General features: G+C 61.8%; 18 protein-coding genes. 8 read left to right on the top strand and 10 right to left on the bottom strand.

Translation table 11 applies throughout. From position 1 onward, the window contains the following. The first annotated feature begins 170 nt into the window (after nt 1–170). A complete protein-coding gene (locus tag KKY_RS07105; RefSeq protein WP_158308059.1) occupies nt 171–1,247 on the top strand; it encodes a peptidoglycan DD-metalloendopeptidase family protein in 1,077 nt (358 codons plus the stop codon). 166 nt (nt 1,248–1,413) lie between these two features. On the opposite strand, the gene KKY_RS07100 is transcribed toward KKY_RS07105, so the two are convergent. Then, entirely contained in the window at nt 1,414–2,295 is an 882-nt protein-coding gene (locus tag KKY_RS07100) for an ATP-binding protein (RefSeq protein ID WP_014130638.1), read from the bottom strand. A 165-nt stretch (nt 2,296–2,460) separates the two neighbouring features. On the opposite strand from KKY_RS07100, the gene yajC reads away from it, so the two are divergent. The 4 genes from yajC to KKY_RS07080 all read left to right on the top strand — a co-directional run bounded on the left by yajC (nt 2,461) and on the right by KKY_RS07080 (nt 6,690). Then, on the top strand, nt 2,461–2,796 hold the full coding sequence (yajC, locus tag KKY_RS07095) for a preprotein translocase subunit YajC (RefSeq protein WP_014130637.1): 336 nt from the start codon (nt 2,461–2,463) through the stop codon (nt 2,794–2,796). 100 nt (nt 2,797–2,896) lie between these two features. Next, nucleotides 2,897–5,443: a protein translocase subunit SecD gene (secD, locus tag KKY_RS07090; RefSeq protein ID WP_014130636.1), complete on the top strand. Its 2,547-nt coding sequence runs from the start codon at nt 2,897–2,899 to the stop codon at nt 5,441–5,443. Nucleotides 5,444–5,451: 8 nt separating this feature from the next. Beyond that, a complete protein-coding gene (locus KKY_RS07085) occupies nt 5,452–5,844 on the top strand; it encodes an Mth938-like domain-containing protein (protein WP_014130635.1) in 393 nt (130 codons plus the stop codon). Beyond that, entirely contained in the window at nt 5,845–6,690 is an 846-nt protein-coding gene (locus tag KKY_RS07080) for a phytoene/squalene synthase family protein (protein ID WP_014130634.1), read from the top strand. It begins immediately after the preceding gene. Nucleotides 6,691–6,792: 102 nt separating this feature from the next. On the opposite strand, the gene trmFO is transcribed toward KKY_RS07080, so the two are convergent. The 3 genes from trmFO to KKY_RS19955 all read right to left on the bottom strand — a co-directional run bounded on the left by trmFO (nt 6,793) and on the right by KKY_RS19955 (nt 9,118). Beyond that, a complete protein-coding gene (trmFO, locus tag KKY_RS07075) occupies nt 6,793–8,172 on the bottom strand; it encodes a methylenetetrahydrofolate--tRNA-(uracil(54)-C(5))-methyltransferase (FADH(2)-oxidizing) TrmFO (RefSeq protein WP_014130633.1) in 1,380 nt (459 codons plus the stop codon). A gap of 96 nt (nt 8,173–8,268) precedes the next feature. Next, complete coding sequence (locus KKY_RS07070; protein ID WP_014130632.1) at nt 8,269–8,829, bottom strand: type 1 glutamine amidotransferase domain-containing protein; 561 nt, start codon at nt 8,827–8,829, stop codon at nt 8,269–8,271. Nucleotides 8,830–8,968: 139 nt separating this feature from the next. Further along, entirely contained in the window at nt 8,969–9,118 is a 150-nt protein-coding gene (locus KKY_RS19955; RefSeq protein ID WP_014130631.1) for a DUF1127 domain-containing protein, read from the bottom strand. Nucleotides 9,119–9,259: 141 nt separating this feature from the next. Here KKY_RS19955 and KKY_RS07065 point away from each other — a divergent pair, with 141 nt between their 5' ends. Next, nucleotides 9,260–9,910: a glutathione S-transferase family protein gene (locus tag KKY_RS07065; RefSeq protein ID WP_014130630.1), complete on the top strand. Its 651-nt coding sequence runs from the start codon at nt 9,260–9,262 to the stop codon at nt 9,908–9,910. A 65-nt stretch (nt 9,911–9,975) separates the two neighbouring features. Here KKY_RS07065 and KKY_RS19950 read toward each other — a convergent pair whose 3' ends face one another. The 3 genes from KKY_RS19950 to uvrA all read right to left on the bottom strand — a co-directional run bounded on the left by KKY_RS19950 (nt 9,976) and on the right by uvrA (nt 13,572). Then, nucleotides 9,976–10,125 carry a DUF1127 domain-containing protein gene (locus tag KKY_RS19950; RefSeq protein WP_014130629.1) on the bottom strand — a complete coding sequence of 50 codons (150 nt, stop codon included), beginning with the start codon at nt 10,123–10,125 and terminating at the stop codon, nt 9,976–9,978. Nucleotides 10,126–10,395: 270 nt separating this feature from the next. Beyond that, on the bottom strand, nt 10,396–10,557 hold the full coding sequence (locus tag KKY_RS20475) for a hypothetical protein (protein ID WP_158308058.1): 162 nt from the start codon (nt 10,555–10,557) through the stop codon (nt 10,396–10,398). 123 nt (nt 10,558–10,680) lie between these two features. After that, nucleotides 10,681–13,572, bottom strand: coding sequence for an excinuclease ABC subunit UvrA (gene uvrA, locus KKY_RS07060; protein ID WP_014130628.1), 2,892 nt, complete (start codon nt 13,570–13,572; stop codon nt 10,681–10,683). Nucleotides 13,573–13,891: 319 nt separating this feature from the next. Here uvrA and ssb point away from each other — a divergent pair, with 319 nt between their 5' ends. Then, entirely contained in the window at nt 13,892–14,368 is a 477-nt protein-coding gene (ssb, locus tag KKY_RS07055; protein WP_014130627.1) for a single-stranded DNA-binding protein, read from the top strand. A gap of 60 nt (nt 14,369–14,428) precedes the next feature. Here ssb and KKY_RS07050 read toward each other — a convergent pair whose 3' ends face one another. The 3 genes from KKY_RS07050 to KKY_RS07040 form a co-directional block, all read right to left on the bottom strand. Next, nucleotides 14,429–14,926 carry a hypothetical protein gene (locus KKY_RS07050; protein ID WP_014130626.1) on the bottom strand — a complete coding sequence of 166 codons (498 nt, stop codon included), beginning with the start codon at nt 14,924–14,926 and terminating at the stop codon, nt 14,429–14,431. A gap of 169 nt (nt 14,927–15,095) precedes the next feature. Next, the gene (locus tag KKY_RS07045) at nt 15,096–17,354 is read right to left on the bottom strand and encodes an efflux RND transporter permease subunit (RefSeq protein ID WP_014130625.1); all 2,259 of its coding nucleotides are present in this window, start codon (nt 17,352–17,354) and stop codon (nt 15,096–15,098) included. Between the two features lie 94 nt (nt 17,355–17,448). Beyond that, nucleotides 17,449–17,883, bottom strand: coding sequence for an Lrp/AsnC family transcriptional regulator (locus KKY_RS07040; protein ID WP_014130624.1), 435 nt, complete (start codon nt 17,881–17,883; stop codon nt 17,449–17,451). Nucleotides 17,884–18,000: 117 nt separating this feature from the next. On the opposite strand from KKY_RS07040, the gene rocF reads away from it, so the two are divergent. Next, entirely contained in the window at nt 18,001–18,927 is a 927-nt protein-coding gene (gene rocF / locus KKY_RS07035) for an arginase (RefSeq protein ID WP_014130623.1), read from the top strand. The last annotated feature ends 10 nt before the right edge of the window (nt 18,928–18,937 follow it).

The following is an 18,937-nucleotide window of genomic DNA, read 5'->3' as shown; positions in this document are numbered from 1 at the left end:
ACGGCCTTTAAGCTCGTCTTTACCTTAACAAGTCTACTCTCATTTCCATCGAGTAGATGAGTTGACGGGCATTTCCCATGACCTTGAGCGTAACTGGTTCCAAACTGCGCAGCGCCGGTTCAGCACTCGCCATGAGTGCCGCGGCCCTCGTTTTGGCAGGGTGTTCTTCCATGGGCTCCTTTGGAGGCGATCCCACGGTTACGGGAGCGACTTCGCGCATGGGTGGTGCCGTGGTGGGGCAGGCAATGCCGGCATATCTTCCTCCAGCCAATATCGGTGGTGGAGTTGCCGCGAACGGCACAACCGGGCCAGCCCTGATCGACAGAACGACCGCCTCGCCGGTCGGCACGCAGTCGGCCGTCGTCTCCCAGGATCTTCCCGCTTTGCAGCCGTCGTCAGTAACGAGTACCCAAGCCATGCCTGCACAAACAGCCGCCGTATCCTCTCCATCGTCAACTCTTTCCCAAGCCGCCCAGCCAAGCGCGCCGCAGCTCGGCGTGGTTCAGGGCGATACCTACAGCCATACGATCGCTTCGGGGGAATCGCTTTATACGATCGCCCGCCGCTACGATGTGAGCGCCACCGAGATCATCGCTGCGAACAATATCGGTTCGCCCGACAGGATTGTGGTCGGGCAGAGCCTGATTATTCCGGGGCGCCCCGATCTTTTGGCCCAGCGCGGGCAAACCCAGCAGGTCGCAGCGGTTTCGGGGTCGCAGGCCGCGGCTTCGCCAAGCGGAACCTCCGCGGCCAACACCCAGACGGCAACGCCGGCACCTGCAGCGCCGGCTCGACCGGAAGAGCAGCCCGAGCCGCAGCCCACGCAGGTGGCCGCCGCTCCGACGCAGCAGCCGACACCGGCCGCGACGGCATCGGTGACCAGCGACAAGTTCCGGTGGCCGCTCTCGGGCCGGGTCATCACCGATTTTGCCGCCTCGCGGGGAACCGGCATCAATATCGAAGCGCCTGAAGGCACCTCGGTGCGCGCCGCCGAGAACGGCGAAGTGATCTATGTGGGCAACGCCGTCGAGGGCTATGGCAATCTGGTGCTGGTCAAGCACGCCAACGGGTTCGTTTCGGCCTATGCACACCTCAACACCATCGGCGTGGTCAAGGGCGACAGCGTATCGCGCGGCGATGCCCTGGGCACAGTGGGTATGACCGGCTCGGTCAGCCGGCCGCAGCTCCACTTCGAACTGCGCAAGGGCGCGACGCCGGTCGACCCGATGCCGCTCTTGGCCGGCTAGAGCCGTTCAGGATTTGATTGAATCAAATCCTTGGCTCTAAGCCTTTGTTTTATCGCGTTTCCGAACCGCAAAAGTGGTGTCCACTTTGCTGGAAGGGCTCGCGCAGAAATACTGGTGGCAATGCTCCTTGTCGGGGCCGGTCCAGGAGGGCCGGCCCCTTCGTGTTTCAGGAGATGGATTTGCCCTTGAGCCCTGCGAGGTGGCGGACGAACTGGATGGCGACGCGGCCGGAGCGGGAGCCGCGAGTCGCCGACCATTCGATGGCGCGGGCGCGCAATTCATCCTCGGAGACCTCTATTGCGAAGTGAGCGACATAGTTACGCACCATGGCGAGATAGGTGTCCTGATCGCAATTGTGGAAGCCGAGCCATAGACCGAAACGATCCGACAGCGAGACCTTTTCCTCGACCGCTTCGCTGGGGTTGATGGCGGTCGAGCGCTCGTTCTCGATCATGTCGCGCGGCATCAGATGGCGGCGGTTCGAGGTTGCATAGAACAGGGTATTGGCCGGGCGTCCTTCCAGCCCGCCATCGAGGACGGATTTCAAAGCCTTGTAGCTGGACTCGTCGCGATCAAAACTCAAATCGTCGCAGTAGATGATGTAGCGCTCGGGCCGGTCCACAACGAACCGCAGCAGCGCGGGCAGGGTGGCGATGTCCTCGCGGGCGATTTCGATGAGGATGAGGCGCGAAAGGCCCGGTTCGCCGGAGGATTCGATGTGGCCATGGATCGCCTTGACCATCGAGGACTTGCCCATGCCGCGGGCGCCCCAGAGCAGGGCGTTGTTGGCGCCGTGGCCGCGCGCAAAGGCGAGGGTGTTTTCCAGAAGGATGTCGCGCAGGTGGGCCACGCCTTCGAGCAGGTCGAGGGGGATGCGGTTGACGGCGCGCACGGGACGCAGAACGTGTTCGGCGCCGTCCCAGAGATAGGCATTGACGCCGTCCTCGATCCTGGCGGTCGCCTTTGTGGTTCCGGCCATGGTTTCGAGAGCGTGCGCGATCTTTTCAAGCGCGCCTGAAATGGCCGAAAGCGTGTCGTTGTTTTCCACTGGAGAATAGTCCCTGAAAGTGCCCGATAGGCTTTGCCTTTCGCCGGGCCCGCTAGTATAGTCCGCGCGATTTTTTGGGAGGAAAACACCTGCCCAAAACCGCAAGCGTCCCTATATGGGACAATCAGTCCTGCTTTGACAAGCAGACCGCTACGGAGTGCCTTAATGTTCGTTACGCCAGCCTTTGCCCAGGGTGCAGCAGCACCCTCCGGGATGGACTTTATTTCCAGCTTTGTTCCCATCATCCTGCTTATCGCCATTTTCTGGTTCCTTATCTTCCGCCCACAGCAGAAGCGGATGAAGACCCATCAGGCCATGCTGGCGGCCGTAAAGCGCGGCGATACGATCGTTACCAATGGCGGTGTCGTGGGCAAGGTGACCAAGGCCGTCGACGGGGAAGACCTGGAAGTGGAAATCGCAACCGGGGTCAAGATCAAGGTCGTGCGCTCGATGATCTCGGACGTGCGGACCAAATCCGAGCCGGTCAACGACAACAAATAGTGGCTCAGCCAGCCGCAGGGCCATGCCTTGCGCATGCGAATCCGGTAGCGCCGGCGCGTTAGGCGTCGGCGCTATGGACCATTAAAAACGAAGGTTTCCCATGAAGTTCCCGCCATTCCGGACCATCGCCGTTCTCCTGGTGACGCTGCTGAGCGTCCTGGCGGTCATGCCGAATTTTCTCAGCGAGCAGACAAGGGCGGGACTGCCGGGCTGGCTGCCACAACAGGAAATCGTGCTCGGTCTCGATCTGCAGGGCGGGTCGCATCTTCTGTTGCAGGTCAACCGCGACGATATCGTCGAAGGAAGGATCAGCGACATCAGGCGCGATGCGCGCGCCATGCTGATCGAGGCCGGTATCGGGAGTCTTATTACGACGGATGGCGCCACGCTCAATGTCGAATTGACCGACCCGAGCCAGCTCGACGCGGCGCGCGACACACTGGCGCCGCTGGCCGAGCCAGTCGAAGGCGGAATTTTCGGTGGCGGCACGGCGGCCCCCGAGATCGACATTACGACGTCGGGCGGCCGTATCCTCGTCACGCTGACCGAGGATGCCATTTCGAGCCGTATGTCCTCGCTTGTGGCGCAATCGCTCGAAGTGATCCGCAGCCGTATCGATGAGGTGGGAACGACCGAGCCGATCATCCAGCGCCAGGGCGATGATCGTATCCTTGTGCAGGTACCCGGCTTTGGCGATTCCGAGCGGCTCAAGGACCTGATCAGCCAGACGGCGCGGCTGACCTTCCATCTGGTTTATCCCTCGATGAGTGCCGCCCAGGCGCAGGCGCAAGGGTTGCCTGCCGGCACGATGATCGTGCCGAGCACTGACGGGTTCGACGAGCTGCTCTATGAGGACGTGGCGATCGGTGGCGAAGAGCTTGTCGACGCCCAGCCGGCATTCGACCCGAACAACAGACCTGTCGTTTCGTTCAGGTTCAATACGCAGGGCGCCATTACATTCGGCGAAATCACCTCGGAAAATGTTGGACGCCGGTTCGCCATCGTGCTGGACGGCGAGGTCATCACCGCGCCGACCATCCAGCAGGCGATCACAGGCGGCACCGGCCAGATTTCAGGCAATTTCACTTCGGATTCGGCGAGCGACCTGGCCGTTCTGTTGCGGGCGGGCGCGCTTCCGGCGACGCTCGACATTGTCGAGGAACGCACGGTGGGTCCGAGCCTTGGCGCGGACTCGATCAATGCGGGGGTGACCGCGGGGCTGATCGGTACGGCGGGCGTGGTGCTGTTCATGCTGGCGGCCTACGGGCTGTTCGGGGTGTTTGCCAATATCGCGCTGGTGCTCAATATCGGCATGATCCTGGCGGCACTTTCAACGCTGGGGGCGACGCTGACGCTTCCGGGCATCGCCGGTATCGTTCTTACCGTCGGCATGGCCGTCGACTCCAACGTCTTGATTTTCGAGCGCATACGCGAGGAACTGGGCGCCGGCCGATCTCCTTTCCAGGCGATCGATGCGGGCTTCAAGCGGGCGATGACGACAATCATCGATGCGAATGTCACGACGCTGATCGCGGCCGTTGTGTTGTTCTTTCTCGGCTCGGGACCGGTTCAGGGCTTCGCCGTGACGCTGGCCATCGGTGTTTTGACAACGATGTTCACCGCCTATCTGGTGACGCAGCTTCTTGTCACCACCTGGTTCCAGAATCGCCGTCCCAAGACGCTCAAGGTCAACATTCTCGAACGGTTCCTGCCACTCGAGCCCAAGATACCGTTCATGAGCTGGCGCAAGTTCGGCTTTGCCTTCACGCTGGTGCTGTTGATCGGCACCGTGGCACTGGAAGCAACGCGCGGGCTCAATCTGGGCATCGACTTTACCGGCGGTAGCGCCATCGAATTGCAGGCCAATGACGGGGAGGCCGATGTCGGCGATCTTCGCGCGCGGCTTGGCGCGTTGGGCATCGGCGAAGTGCAGGTGCAGGAGTTCGGCTCGCCCTCCGATGTTCTCGTGCGCATCGGGACGCAGGATGGCGACGAAACCGCGCAGCAGGCGGCCGTGCAGCAGGTGACCGACGCCGTTGCCGAAGACTACGAGGTGCGGCGCACCGAGGCGGTGAGCGGTACCGTATCGTCGGAGCTGGCCTTTAACGGCATCGTGGGCATTCTGGTGGCTATGGTCGGCATCGTCATCTATGTCTGGCTGCGGTTCGAATGGCAGTTCAGCGTTGGCGCGATCCTGGCGCTCGTCCACGACGTGGTGCTCACAGTGGGGCTGTTCGCGCTGCTCCAACTCGAATTCAACCTGTCGAGTATCGCGGCGGTGCTGACCGTAATCGGGTATTCGCTCAACGACACGGTGGTGATCTACGACCGGATTCGCGAGAATTTGGCCAAATACAAGCGGATCAGCCTTGCCGAAATCATCAACATGTCGCTCAACCAGACGCTGACGCGGACCATTCTGACCGGCGGCACCACGGCGCTGGCGCTTATCGCGCTTGTTGTTTTCGGCGGCGAGGTGATCCGCAGTTTCACGTTGGCCATGGCGTGGGGCGTGTTCGTGGGCACCTATTCCTCGGTGTTCGTTTCGGCGCCCATCCTGCTCTATCTGGGTGTAAAGACGCGCGCGGAAACCGAAGAGGTGGAAAAGCCAAAAGCTGAGCGCCGTGCCGACGGCGCCGCGGTCTAGGCAGGCAAATGGCCTGGGAAGCAGGGCAGGGACACTATCCCTATCAGGCGACCATTGATGCCTATGGCGATGGCGGATTCCGGTTTGCCGAGATGTCGCACCGCGGTTCGCTGATCTGCCTGCCGTCGGGCATGTATGCCTGGCATGTCGAGGCGGCGGGCGATGTGACGCTTGTGTCCCTGGCGCGAGTGATCGAGAGCGCGGACAACATCGATGTGCTGCTGATCGGCATGGGCCCCGACATTGCGGCGATCCCACCCGAGATACGGGCAACGTTGCGCGAGAAGGGCGTCATCGTCGAAGCGGTTTCGACCGGCAGCGCCATCCGGACTTATAATGTCCTTCTGGCCGAGAACCGGGCGGTTGGCGCGGCGCTGATCAGCGTCGAAAAGGCACGCTAGATGAGCGACAGTCTTGCTCTGGCGGCGGACCAGTTGCGTGAACTCGACAGGGACCGCTACGCCGCGAGCCTTGTCATTCCCGCGCAGTACCGCGCGGCGGTGCAATCGGTTTTTGCCTTTTCAGCCGAGATTGCGGCAATTCGCGAGCGGGTTTCCGAGCCGGTGCCGGGGGAAATCCGACTGCAGTGGTGGGTCGATGCCATTGAAGGCGAAGGGCACGGGGCCATTGCCAGCAATCCGGTGGCCGATGCCCTTTTCAGGACACTCGAACGCCATGAATTGCCCAGCGGCCCATTGCTGCGGCTGCTGGCTGCAAGACGGTTCGACCTCTATCACGACCCCATGCCCGATATCGGGCAGTTCGAGGGTTATGCGGGTGAGACGGTTTCAGTGCTGTATCAGTATGCAGCGATGATTCTCGCGGGCGGACCGGTGGATCAGGCGGCCGACGCTGCCGGACATTTGGGGGTGGCGCAGGCCCTGGCGGGCCATGTGCGGGCCTTTGGCTATAACGCATCGCGCGGGCAACTCTTCCTGCCGCTGGCATTGTTTGCCGCACACGGGGTGCGTGAGGCCGATATATATGCCGGCAAGGACAGCGAAGGACTGCGGGCGGCGTTGGCACAGGCTGGCGAATTGGCACAGGGGCATGCGGACAAGGCGGCGCATGCGGTAGCTGAACTTGATGGGAGCATCAAACCGGCATTTGCCAGCCTGGCGCTGGTCAGGGCAGACATCAGGGCGCTGGCCCGGCAGGCCAATCAACCGTTCACGGCACGGCCGGCGCCATCGGCGTTCGGTCGCCTCTGGTCTGTTATCTGGTGGGCGTTGCGAAACGCCCGCTGACGCTTTGTGCTGCGGTCCGATCGAATCGGGCCGCGGCTCCAAGTCCTTGGATTGTCGCGCGTCAGAACCGATAAAGTGGTATCCACTTTATCTGGACACGCTCTAAAGCCAGCCGGCGAGATCATCCAGCGCACGGGTGGTGACCGCTTTTTTCTTGGCTTTTGCCTTGTCGGGTCCGCGCCAGCGGCCCTTGAGGCCCTCGGGTTTTTTGATTTCCACGGGCGGAAACAGACCGAAATTGACGTTCATGGGCTGGAAGCTGCGGGCTCCGGAGTAGGATTCGGATTCGATGTGGCCGCCGGTGATGTGGGCGATGAGCGCGCCGAACGCAGTGGTCGCGGGCGGCAGGGCGGGTGTTTCGCCCTTGGCCTCTGCTGCCGAAAGGCGACCGCAGATCAGCCCCATAGCGGCGCTTTCCACATAGCCTTCGACGCCGGTGACCTGACCGGCGAACCGCAGACGAGGATCGGCCTTGAGCTTGAGGTCCGGCCTCAGCACCTTAGGGGAATTGAGGAAGGTGTTGCGGTGCAGCCCGCCGAGCCGGGCGAACTGGGCGTTTTCGAGCCCGGGGATCATGCGGAAGATTTCGGTTTGTACGCCGTAGCGCATCTTGGTCTGGAAGCCGACCATGTTCCAGAGCGTGCCGAGCGCATTGTCCTGGCGGAGCTGGATCACCGCGTAGGGTTTGGTTTCCGGATCACGCGGATTGGTGAGGCCGACAGGCTTCATGGGACCGAAGCGCAGGGTTTCGCGGCCGCGTTCGGCCATCACCTCGATGGGCAGGCAGCCATCGAAATAGGGCACGATCTCCCAATCCTTGAACTCGTGCAGCGGGGCGGCGAGCAGGGCGTCTATGAGGGCGTTGTATTGCGCCTCGGTCATCGGGCAGTTGAGATAGTCCGCGCCGGTGCCGGCCGGGCCGGGCTTGTCGTAGCGCGACTGGGCCCAGACGATATCGAGGTCGATGCTGTCATAGTGAATGATCGGGGCGATGGCATCGAAAAAGGCCAGCGAGTCTTCGCCGGTCAATTCCTGGATGGCGGCGGCGAGGGCCGGCGAGGTCAGAGGGCCGGTGGCGACGATGACATTGTCCCATTCGGCAGGCGGCAGGCCGGCGACCTCCTCGCGGGCGATGGTGATGCGGGGATGGGCCTCAAGCGCCTCGGTGACTTGCTGAGAAAAGCCGTCGCGATCGACGGCGAGGGCGCCGCCGGCGGGGAGGGCGCATTTGTCGGCGCAGGCCATGATGAGGGAATTGGCGCGGCGCATTTCCTCGTGCAGAAGGCCGACGGCGTTGTGTTCGTGATCGTCGGAGCGAAAGCTGTTCGAACACACAAGCTCGGCAAAGCCATCGGTGTGATGCGCGTCGGTGGGTTTGACAGGGCGCATTTCGTGCAGCACCACATCGACCCCGGCCTGGGCCGCCTGCCAAGCTGCTTCCGACCCGGCCAGGCCGCCACCGATCACATGAATTTTCGCCATGACACCATCCGTTTATAGAGTTGGCATGGCTATAGACGAAAAGCGCGCGGCAATCCAAGACTGCCGCGCGCTGCGTTTGGTCACAGGTGTTCTAGATCAGGCGGCGCGGCGCTCGTGCCGGCCCTCCTTGATCTCCTCGGCGATCTTTTCGCAAAAGGCATCGAGATCGCCTGGATTGCGGCTGGTGACGAGGCCCTGATCGGTGACGACGGGGCTGTCTTGCCAATGCGCGCCGGCGTTGATGACGTCGGTCTTGACCGAGGGGTAGGACGTCATCTTGCGACCCTTGGCGATGCCGGTTTCAACAAGCAGCCAGGGGGCGTGGCAGATGGCGGCGACCGTTTTGTTGTCGGACCAGAATTTCGAGATGAAATCGAGGGCCTTCTGTTCGACGCGCAGCAGGTCGGGATTGATCTGGCCGCCGGGGAGCACGATGGCGTCGTAATCATCGGCGGAGACGCTATCGAGCGTCCTGTCGACGTCCACGGGATTGCCCCAGTCGTCCTTGTCCCAGCCCTTGATCCGGCCGGGTTCGAGCGAGATCACATGGACGGTGGCGCCGGCGCCGCGGAGCTTGTCGCGCGGGACCTCGAGCTCGGACTGTTCAAAACCGTTGGTGGCAAGAATGGCTATGGATTTGCCTTGCAGGTTTTGCATGACTTTCCCTTTCTTTCTTGGAGAAGGGGAGAACGGGCAGTGCCGTCCGATGTTCCTGAAGGCTAACCAGGGGCAAACGAAAAAGGGCGCTCCGACAAAGAGCGCCCTTCAGACTGTCTGATATGTATGGCCAGTGCGGTTAGAGCGCGCTGGCATGGTCGCGAGCAATACGCTGGATGTCCGAGCGGGCGATGCCGAGATCGCTCAGTTCGCGATTGCCGAGGGCGTTGAGTTCACGAACCGTCTGCTGGTAGGCTGACCAACGCTTGAAAGTCTTGCGAATGTCCATTTCTATCTCCTTTCGTCTTACGCCCCTTAGCTAATGAGAATCGGCGCGCATGTGCAGAGGCTGATTGCTCATTGCCGCCTTGCATGTTCTGCATGACTATTGGGCAGGGCGATTCACGCTTGCTTAACAGATGAGCTTTCGATGACGGATTTGATACTTTGGGGACGGGCAAGCTCGGCCAATCTGCAAAAGGCGCGCTGGGCGCTCGAAGAGACCGGCGTTCGGTTCGAATTGCGGGAAGTGGGCGGCCGGTTCGGCGGTCTGGATACGCCGGAATTCGGCGCAATGAACCCCAACCGGCTGGTGCCGGTGCTCCAGCACGGTGAGTTGACGCTGTGGGAGAGCCACGCCGTGGTGCGGTACGTGGCGGCGGTTTTTGGAGGCGAAACATTGTGGCCGGTCGATCCGACGGACCGTGCCCCCATCGATCAGTGGACGGACTGGACGGCTACGACGTTTCAACGTGGCTGGATACCGCTCTTCTGGCAATTGGTGCGTACACCGCCGGAAAACCATGACACACAGGCGATCGCCGCGGCGCTCAAGGACACTGTGGCGGCACTGCAGATCATGAATGGGCAATTGGAAAAAACCGATTATCTGGCCGGTGATGAATTCAGTTATGCCGATATCGTTGCCGGCGTTTCGCTTTATCGCCTGACGACCATGGAGGTCGACCTGCCGTCACTTGCGGGCATCGAGGCGTGGCACGAGCGGCTGAAGAGACGGCCTGCGTTCGAAAAGACGGTCTGCATTTCCTATGAGGAACTGCGAGGGCGTTCGGCCCATTGAATCAAAAAAGGCATCCCGATCAAGGATGCCTTTTTCGTGTTCGGACGTTGGAGGTCGTCTGAAGCTTAAAGCTGGCTGGCATGATCGCGCGCGATGCGTTCGATATCGCCGCGGGTGATGCCGAGGTCGGTCAGTTCACGGTTGCCAAGCGAGTTGAGTTCGCGAACCGTCTGCTGGTAGGCCGACCATTTCTGCAAAGTCTTACGAATACCCATGTCATGTTCCTTTCGTTTCGATGACCGGGATATAGGCCGTTAAAGACGACCTTTGCACTAGGGATTTAGTCATTTCCGCCATGCGGTTTTCGCATGGCTGGAACAGGGACAAATGACGAGCGGCGCTCCGGGGGTATCGGAGCGCCGCTCTTATTTGGTCTCTCACCAGACTGGATGATTTCCGCTTCTTCGAATCGCGGAAATCATCCAATTCCCTGTTTGTCGCGCTTCCGAACCGAATAAGTGGTGTCCACTTATTCTGGAAGCGCTCTAGCCGTGGCGATCGAAAAGACCCTTGGTCATTTTGGCGAAATCCCGGACGGGGATTTCAAGGTCATCGCAGCCGCGCCGGGGGACCGGAGCTATGCGGCGCAGGCTGCGCGGGTCTGCGCCAAGGGGCATCGATTGCTTCCAGGCGATACGCACGAACATGGAATCCTCCATGCAGGCTGTTTGCACGACCCAAGGATAGGCACGAATCATGACGGTCCGTTATCGGGCGGCGCGCACGCCGCCCCTGCATGGAGTGCATGGCACCGGCCGCAGCGTTCGTGGCTATTGAGCGGCCGTCATGCGCAAGGGACGGCGCTCCATGATTTCCTTGAGGAAGTGGCCGGTATGGGAGCGGGGGCTCTCGGCGACCTGCTCGGGGGTGCCGACGGCAACGATCTCGCCACCGCCATCGCCGCCTTCGGGGCCCAGGTCGATGATCCAGTCCGCCGTCTTGATGACTTCGAGATTGTGCTCGATGACGATGACGGTGTTTCCGGTATCGACAAGCTGTTGGAGCACATCGAGCAATTTGGCGACGTCATGGAAGTGCAGGCCGGTTGTCGGCTCGTCGAGAACGTAAAGCGTGCGACCGGTGGCGCGTTTGGACAATTCCTTGGCCAGTTTGACGCGTTGCGCCTCACCGCCCGAGAGAGTGGTCGCCTGCTGGCCGATCTTGACGTAACCAAGCCCGACCCGCTGGAGGGTGACGAGCTTGTCGCGGATGACCGGCACCGCAGAGAAGAACTCGGCGCCCTCATCGACCGTCATGTCGAGAACGTCGGAAATCGACTTGCCCTTGAACTGGACTTCGAGGGTTTCGCGGTTGTAGCGATGGCCCTTGCAGACGTCGCAGGTGACATAGACGTCGGGCAGGAAGTGCATCTCGATCTTGATCACGCCATCGCCCTGGCACGCTTCGCAGCGGCCGCCCTTGACGTTGAACGAGAAGCGCCCGGGACCGTAACCGCGCGCCTTGGATTCGGGCATGTTGGCGAACCACTCACGAATGTGGGTGAAGGCGCCCGTATAGGTGGCGGGGTTGGAGCGCGGGGTGCGGCCGATGGGGCTCTGATCGATGTCGATGACCTTGTCGAGCAGTTCGAGCCCGGTCAGGCTTTCGTGCGGGGCCGGATGCACGCGGGCGCCGTTGAGGCGGCGGGCGATGGCCTGATAGAGCGTATCGACGGTCAGCGTGGACTTTCCGCCGCCCGAGACGCCGGTGATGGCCACGAACATGCCCAGCGGGATGTCGACCGAGACATTTTTCAAATTATTGCCGGTTGCGCCCTTGAGGGAAAGCTGGCGGCCTTTCTTGGCCTTGCGGCGCTCGGCGGGAACCGGAATGCCCATGCGGCCGGACAGATATTGTCCGGTGAGGCTGTCGGGGTGCGACAGGACATCGTCGGGGGTGCCCTGAGCGATGATGTTGCCACCGTGAACGCCGGCGCCCGGACCGATATCGAGGACGTGATCGGCGGTGAGAATGGCATCCTCGTCATGCTCGACAACGATGACGGTGTTGCCCAGGTCGCGCAGACGGCGCAGGGTTTCGAGCAGACGCGCATTGTCGCGCTGGTGCAGGCCGATCGAGGGTTCGTCGAGCACGTAAAGGACACCGGTCAGGCCAGAGCCGATCTGGCTGGCAAGGCGGATACGCTGGCTTTCACCGCCCGAAAGCGAGCCCGAATTGCGCGAGAGCGTCAGGTATTGCAGGCCGACATCGTTGAGGAAGGCCAGCCGGTCGCGGATTTCCTTGAGGATGCGCTCGCCGATTGCCGATTGGGTCTCGTTGAGATGGGCGGGCAGATCGGCAAACCATTCGGCTGCGCCCTTGATGGACAATTCCGAGACCTGGCCGATGTGGCAGCCATGGATCTTGACCGCCAGCGCTTCGGGTTTCAGGCGATAGCCGTTACAGGCCGGGCAGGGAGCAGCGGACATATAGCGCTCGATATCCTCGCGGGCCGCCGAGGATTCGGTTTCCCGGTAGCGGCGCTCGAGATTGCCGATGACGCCCTCGAATGGCTTCTGGGTCGAATATTTGCGCAATCCGTCGTCATAGATGAATTCGATCTTGGTCTTGTCGGTGCCGAACAGGATGGCGTGCTGGACCTCGAAGGGCAAATCCTGCCATGCGGTGCCGGTCGACGCCTTGAAATGGCGGGTGACGGCCTGCAGGGTCTGGAGATAATAGGGCGAGGAGGTTTTCGACCAGGGCTGGATGGCGCCGTCGCGCAATGACAGCGATCCGTCTGGCACCACGAGATCGGGATCGATCTTGGCCTCGGTGCCGAGCCCGGAACAAACCGGACAGGCGCCGAAGGGGTTGTTGAACGAGAACAGGCGCGGCTCGATTTCCGCAATGGTAAAGCCGGACACCGGGCAGGCGAATTTTTCCGAGAATGTGAGGCGTTTGGGGCTGCCGTCTTCCTCGGTCTGGTCTGCATATTCGGTCAACGCGATGCCATCGGCCAGGCGCAGCGCGGTCTCGAAACTTTCCGCAAGGCGGCCCGCGATATCGGCATTGACGACGACACGGTCGACGACGACCTCGATATCGTGCTTGAGCTTCTTGTCGAGGGCCGGGGCTTCCTCGATCTCATAAAACGCTCCATCGATCTTGACGCGCTGGAAGCCCTTTTTCATGAGTTCGGCCAGTTCCTTGCGGTACTCACCCTTGCGGCCGCGCACGATGGGCGCCAGCAGGTAAAGGCGGGTGCCCTCTTCGAGCGCCATGACCTTGTCGACCATCTGGGAAACTGTCTGGCTTTCGATGGGAAGCCCGGTGGCCGGAGAATAAGGAATGCCGACGCGGGCGAACAGCAGGCGGAGATAGTCGTAAATCTCGGTGACGGTGCCGACGGTCGAGCGCGGATTGCGCGACGTGGTCTTCTGCTCGATGGAAATGGCCGGCGAGAGCCCCTCGATGCTTTCCACATCGGGCTTTTGCATCATTTCGAGAAACTGACGCGCATAGGCCGAAAGGCTTTCGACATAACGGCGCTGACCCTCTGCATAGATGGTATCGAAGGCGAGCGAGGACTTGCCCGAGCCCGAGAGCCCGGTCATCACGATCAGCTTGTCGCGGGGCAGGCGAACGTCGATATTCTTGAGGTTATGCTCCTTGGCGCCCCGGATGACGATGTCGCGATTGGGATTGGAAATGTCATTCATGGGCGATTATCCAGCGATAGCGGGCCGGCCGGGCCGACAACAAACATATTAACGGGCGCGGGAAGCGTCCGGTTCACTTAAGCACAACGTCGCCTGCCTGCAAGACCGGCCTGCGCAGAGCAGCCCTGCAAGTGAACATAATAGGAACAAATTGGATTCGGTCAAGCTTGACATTTGTCAACAATTTTGAACAAAATAAGAACAAACGAGTTGTGCATAGCCCCGCTTGGCGCTGAACTTTTGCCGGTGATGGCTATATAGTGCGCGCAACGTGACTGGCCGGATCGTGGTCCGGCGGACAAGAGACAGGAAGGCGAATATGTCGGGAAGCGTGAACAAGGTTATTCTGGTTGGCAATCTGGGTGCCGACCCCGAAGTGCGGTCGCTGCCCAACGGCAATCCGGTGGTCAATCTGCGTATTGCGACGTCGGAGCGCTGGCGCGACGGAGGGGGGGGGGAGCCGCGCGAAAAGACTGAATGGCACCGGGTTGTGATTTTCAGCGAAGGGCTGGCCAAGGTGGCCCAGAACTATCTCAAAAAGGGCGCCAAGGTTTATATCGAGGGCCAGCTCCAGACCCGGAAATGGGAGAAGGACGGGCAGGACCAGTACACGACCGAGATCGTGCTGCAGGGTTTCAATTCGACCCTGACCATGCTCGACGGGCGCGGTGAAGGCGGCGGTGACCGCGACAGCGGCGGATATGGTGGCGGCAGCCGGCAGGTCGAAAACCGCGGGCGGCCGTCCAGCGCTCCGGCGTTCGAGCCGGGTGGCATGGACGACGACATCCCGTTCTGATTGCAATGAGGGGCGCCGTGAGGCGCCCTTTTTGTATGCGACCCGAGGGCGCGCTGCCCATTATTGGGTGAATGGCACCTGAGCCGTGGTGACGCCGCCGGTCGAGAGATCGGTGATATGGAGGTCCATGCCGATCTGAGCATCCTGGAGCGCCATTGCGGCCTCTACCCGGTATTCCTTGCCTTCGGCGTTGCGGTTGATGAGTTCGAAGTCGATATCGTCCCCGTTGCGGCGGCCGATGGCCAGGCTCTGGAAGCCGGCAACCGAGGACATTGCGGCTTCATACTGGCTGGCCTGCTCGTTCCAGATCATTGTGCCGGCCACCGCGATCGTCCGGCCGGCCAGGGTGCAACGGCCGTCGAATGTCACCCGGGCGGCTCCAGTGTCCTCGACGGACATACGGCAGACGACGGTTTCCTCTTTGCCGGTGGACGCAAGGACGGCCGAGCCGCGACCGCGCCAATCTCCGACATAGCTCTTGAGCAGATCGACATCCTCCTGTGCCGCGAAGGCGGGGCCGGCGAGCGGCAGGCCTGCAAGGGCGATGGCGCAAGCCATCACTTTCGCCCGAAGCGCTTTAGAGCCTGTCAGCCCCAAATGGCGACCCGAAGGGCCGGGCGGCTGCGCCCCCAATCCGTCGCCAGCCCGCTCGTCCATATCCCGAAATGGACTTCGCGCCCCGGCTCGGTCCTGGGACCGCAGGCGCTCCGGCTCGGGTGCTTCGGCTCTAGGCAGGGATCCCATTTTTTCTTTCACTCCATCTGGCAAACACCATTCCGCCACCGATCAGCAAGGCGGGCAAGACGATCAGATCGCCGATCAACGCTGCAAGCAGCGTGATGACGGTCAAAAAGCCGAACAGGGCGACCTGGGGCAGCACCGAAACCGTGACCACCGCACATCCGGCAATCAGGATGAGCGTGGTTGCGATGAGGGCCGGGCCGACCCTGTCGAGGGTCGTATCGACGGCCTTGGCGATGGTCTCTCCCCGTTCGCGAGCCCGGGCATAATGGGCCAGAAAATGGATCGTGTCATCGACGGCAATGCCGAAGGCTATCGTAAGGGAAATGACAGTCGTCAACTGCAACTGAATGCCCGATGCATACAGGAACAGCTCTGTCAGAAGAATTGGAAGGCTGTTAGGGATCACGGATACCAGCGCCAGCTTCCATGAGCGGAAGGCGATGCCGATCAGGACGACCGAGAGCGCAATGGCGAGCATCAGACTGATCTGGAGGGTGCCGATCATATCAAGGCTTGCATAGGCGGTAAGCACGCGGAAGCCCGAGATTTCGGCGCCCTCGATTCCAGCGGATGTCAGTTCTGCGCGCATCGATTCGACGAGGGCTACGGTCTGCCGGGCATTTTCCGATGTTGGAGAGAAGGCGGTTATGAGCGCCTGCATGCCATCGTCGGTTACGAAGCGCTGGCGCAGGAAGGGGCCGACCGCCTCGAAGATACGTTCGCGCGAGAACCCCAATTCGGAATAGTGCCGGAAGCTGGCGGCGGAGATGACCTTGCCTACGCCGAAATTGTTTTCCGCGATCTGGTGGACACGCTCGACGGTGGCGAAATCGCCGTCGGTCATTTCGGTCAAACCGCCCTCCAGGGGGATGCGGATATAGACCGGGGCAACGCCGCCGACGCCCGCATCGATCTGATCGCTGGTGGCGATGGCATCGCTGCCCCGGGGCAGGAAATCCTGAAACTTGAAGTGCGGCTCGAGCAGGAAGTGCGGGATGAGCAGCAGGCCGGCGACCAAAATGGCGGCGAGGGCGGCGCTGCGCGGTGCGGCGTGGGCGATGCGGCGAACCAGCGGTATGGGGGCGGTCAGGGCGGCCGACGGCGTTTTGCGCATGCGGAAGCCGAGCCGCATGGCAAGCAGCAACGACAGGGGCAGGAAGGTGACAAGGGCCAGGAAGGCCAGCGCCATGCCAAGCGCGCCCGAAATCGCAAATTCGCGCAGCCCCTGGCCGGGCGCCAGGGCAAGGCTGGTGCAGGCGATAATCGTGGTGATTGCCGTCAAGGCGCAGGCCGGGCTGACCTTGCGGACCGTTTCGATGAGGGCCGCGCGCTGATCGGGGCCGGTGTTACCGGTGCGCATCCAGTAAAGGCAGAAATACATGCTTTCGGCGAACGCGATGACCAGCACCAGGGCTGAAATGATGTTGGTGAGAAAGGTAAAGCTGCCAAACACCAGAATGGTCATGCCGGTGACCCAGAAGGCGGTGACAACGGGAGTGAGCGTGGCGATCAGCGCGCCCCAAAAGGTGCGGAAGCTGAAAAGGGCGGTGAGAAATCCCAGAACCACACCGGCGACCATGAACAGGAGCTGATCGAAGCGCGATGCATTGAGCACCTCCTCCTTCCAGATCGCCGGGCCGGTCAATTCGATATGGATGTCCTCGCTCTCATAGGCGGCCATCAATTCACGCAGCGAGGCTAGCATTGTGTCTTCGCCAAGTTCTGCCATCGTCTGGGGGTCGGGGAACATGATCATCACCATTCCCGCGTTATCGGCGAGAATGAGATTGCTCATCAGCGGATCGTTGATGCGCAGATCGGCGAGGGCCTCGGCGACCTGCTCGCTGGTTTCCATGCCTTCGGGAACGGCAGGCACCGACGTGCCACCTTCGGCGGGGCGCCGCAGAGAGAAGGGTGACATTGTGCCGGCGGCAAATTCGTTGAGTTCGAGCTCGAGCCCCAAAAAGCGTAGTTCCTCGAGTGTGCCGGGGTCTGTCAGAGTGTCCGATTGGACCAGGAGATAGACGTCGTTTTCGAACGTGCCGAAATTCTCGGTCAGCGCGATGTAGCGGTCGTATTCGATGCCGGAGCCACGATAGAGGCGCAGCAGGTCGCCATCGATATTGAATTTGGTGAGCTGAAAGGTGCAAAGCGCCGTAAAAGCGAGGACCGCGATGGCCACGATGCGAGGGAAACGCAGGGTCAACAGGCCCAATCGCTCAAGGCCAAATCCGATCGACACTTGGTTTCTCCTCCGGGCGAATCGCAGGGAAAAGGCGCGCTGGAATTGGTAAAGGCTTGGACGGGCGGCGTCCACTCTTGGCGGATAAGCCGGCTTAACGCCTGAAGCGGACCGCTAGCAGGATGTTGGTTTCGGTTAGGCTGATACCCTCGATCAGGCGGATGGCGCCGAGGACCGAATCGAATTCGGGCAGCGAAGCGCTTTCGATTTCGGCGACGAGATCCCAGCGCCCATTCGTGCTGTAGAGTGCCCGCACCTGCGGCAGTCCCGAGAGGGCGCGGGCGACCTTGTCGGTGACCCGGCCTTCGACCTCGATCATGGCTATGGCGCGGACGCGTTCGGCGTCGTCGGGCTCGCCGAGGCGAACGCCGTAGCCCGAGATGGTGCCGTTGGCCTCCATGCGCTCCATGCGTGCCCGTACGGTGGTGCGGGACACGCCAAGGGTCGCGGCAAGGCTGGCGATGGGCAGGCGGGCATCGTCGCGCAGGAGGGACAGGATTTTACGGTCGAGATGATCGGTGGTTGGCATTTTGAGCAATGGTCTTTGTCAAATCGATCAATTCTAGTGCCGGATTGCGCAGATTTGCAACTTTTCGTCTGCGCATTGCTTGGGCATGCTGGCAGCAGCATTTGGAGGCAAAAGCGCATGCGTGGACCCGAGCCAAGAACCATCACCCTGATTGGAGCGCCCGTCGAAGACGGCGCGGGGCGGCAGGGGTGTTCGATGGGCCCTAAAGCCCTGCGGATCGCCGGGCTGGCGGAGGCCTTGTCGGGGCTTGGGCATACGGTGATCGATCGCGGCGATGTCTTGCCGGAAGGCAATGAATTCGCGCTCGAAGGGCTGGCGCATAATGTCGTTGAGGTGACCGGGTTTGCCCGGGCGCTGGCCGATGCGGGCGAGAGTGCTCTAGCGGACGGCACGGCTGTTTATCTGGGTGGGGACCATGCGCTCTCGTTCGGTTCTGTGGCGGCCGCCTTGCGGCATGCGGATCGGGTGGGCAAGAAGCTGCACGTGCTGTGGCTGGATGCGCATGCCGATTTCAATACGCCGCAGACTTCGACGTCGGGGAACATGCATGGCATGCCGGCGGCGTTTTTTTGCGGCGAGGCCGGTTTCGACGGTATGCTCGAGTGTCCGACGATGCCGGCAAGCCGCTATCATCTGGTCGGCGCTCGCTCTATCGATCCGGCGGAAGTGGACCTGCTGGCGGCGCGGGGCGCCGACGTCAACGACATGGCCGAGATCGACGAGCACGGGATCGGCGCAATCGTGCGGCGCATCCTCAAGGAAGTCGAGGCGGATGACGCGCTTTTGCATGTGAGCCTCGATGTCGATTTCATCGAGCCCGATCTGGCGCCCGGTGTGGGGACCACGGTGCCGGGCGGCGCGACGGTGCGCGAGGCGCATCTGGCAATGGAAATGGTGGGACGGTGCGGGCGGCTTGTCAGTCTCGACCTGGTCGAGCTCAACCCGTTTCTCGACGATCGGGGCAAGAGCGCCCGCCTGATGGTCGAACTGGCAGCGAGCGCCTTTGGACGCCGTATTTTCGACCGCCCGACACAACCTGCATAATCGAGGAAAA

It is taken from the genome of Pelagibacterium halotolerans B2 (genome assembly GCF_000230555.1).
GTDB lineage: Bacteria > Pseudomonadota > Alphaproteobacteria > Rhizobiales > Devosiaceae > Pelagibacterium > Pelagibacterium halotolerans.
Note: the sequence above shows the minus strand (reverse complement) of the source record. Positions and strands in the feature narration are given on the sequence as shown.

Coding starts and splice junctions, on each gene's coding strand:
- KKY_RS07105 (WP_158308059.1), top strand. CDS start 171: ATGGGCTCCTTTGGAGGCGATCCCACGGTTACGGGAGCGACTTCGCGC.
- yajC (WP_014130637.1), top strand. CDS start 2,461: ATGTTCGTTACGCCAGCCTTTGCCCAGGGTGCAGCAGCACCCTCCGGG.
- secD (WP_014130636.1), top strand. CDS start 2,897: ATGAAGTTCCCGCCATTCCGGACCATCGCCGTTCTCCTGGTGACGCTG.
- KKY_RS07085 (WP_014130635.1), top strand. CDS start 5,452: ATGGCCTGGGAAGCAGGGCAGGGACACTATCCCTATCAGGCGACCATT.
- KKY_RS07080 (WP_014130634.1), top strand. CDS start 5,845: ATGAGCGACAGTCTTGCTCTGGCGGCGGACCAGTTGCGTGAACTCGAC.
- trmFO (WP_014130633.1), bottom strand. CDS start 8,172: ATGGCGAAAATTCATGTGATCGGTGGCGGCCTGGCCGGGTCGGAAGCA.
- KKY_RS07070 (WP_014130632.1), bottom strand. CDS start 8,829: ATGCAAAACCTGCAAGGCAAATCCATAGCCATTCTTGCCACCAACGGT.
- KKY_RS19955 (WP_014130631.1), bottom strand. CDS start 9,118: ATGGACATTCGCAAGACTTTCAAGCGTTGGTCAGCCTACCAGCAGACG.
- KKY_RS07065 (WP_014130630.1), top strand. CDS start 9,260: ATGACGGATTTGATACTTTGGGGACGGGCAAGCTCGGCCAATCTGCAA.
- KKY_RS19950 (WP_014130629.1), bottom strand. CDS start 10,125: ATGGGTATTCGTAAGACTTTGCAGAAATGGTCGGCCTACCAGCAGACG.
- KKY_RS20475 (WP_158308058.1), bottom strand. CDS start 10,557: ATGTTCGTGCGTATCGCCTGGAAGCAATCGATGCCCCTTGGCGCAGAC.
- uvrA (WP_014130628.1), bottom strand. CDS start 13,572: ATGAATGACATTTCCAATCCCAATCGCGACATCGTCATCCGGGGCGCC.
- ssb (WP_014130627.1), top strand. CDS start 13,892: ATGTCGGGAAGCGTGAACAAGGTTATTCTGGTTGGCAATCTGGGTGCC.
- KKY_RS07050 (WP_014130626.1), bottom strand. CDS start 14,926: ATGGCTTGCGCCATCGCCCTTGCAGGCCTGCCGCTCGCCGGCCCCGCC.
- KKY_RS07040 (WP_014130624.1), bottom strand. CDS start 17,883: ATGCCAACCACCGATCATCTCGACCGTAAAATCCTGTCCCTCCTGCGC.
- rocF (WP_014130623.1), top strand. CDS start 18,001: ATGCGTGGACCCGAGCCAAGAACCATCACCCTGATTGGAGCGCCCGTC.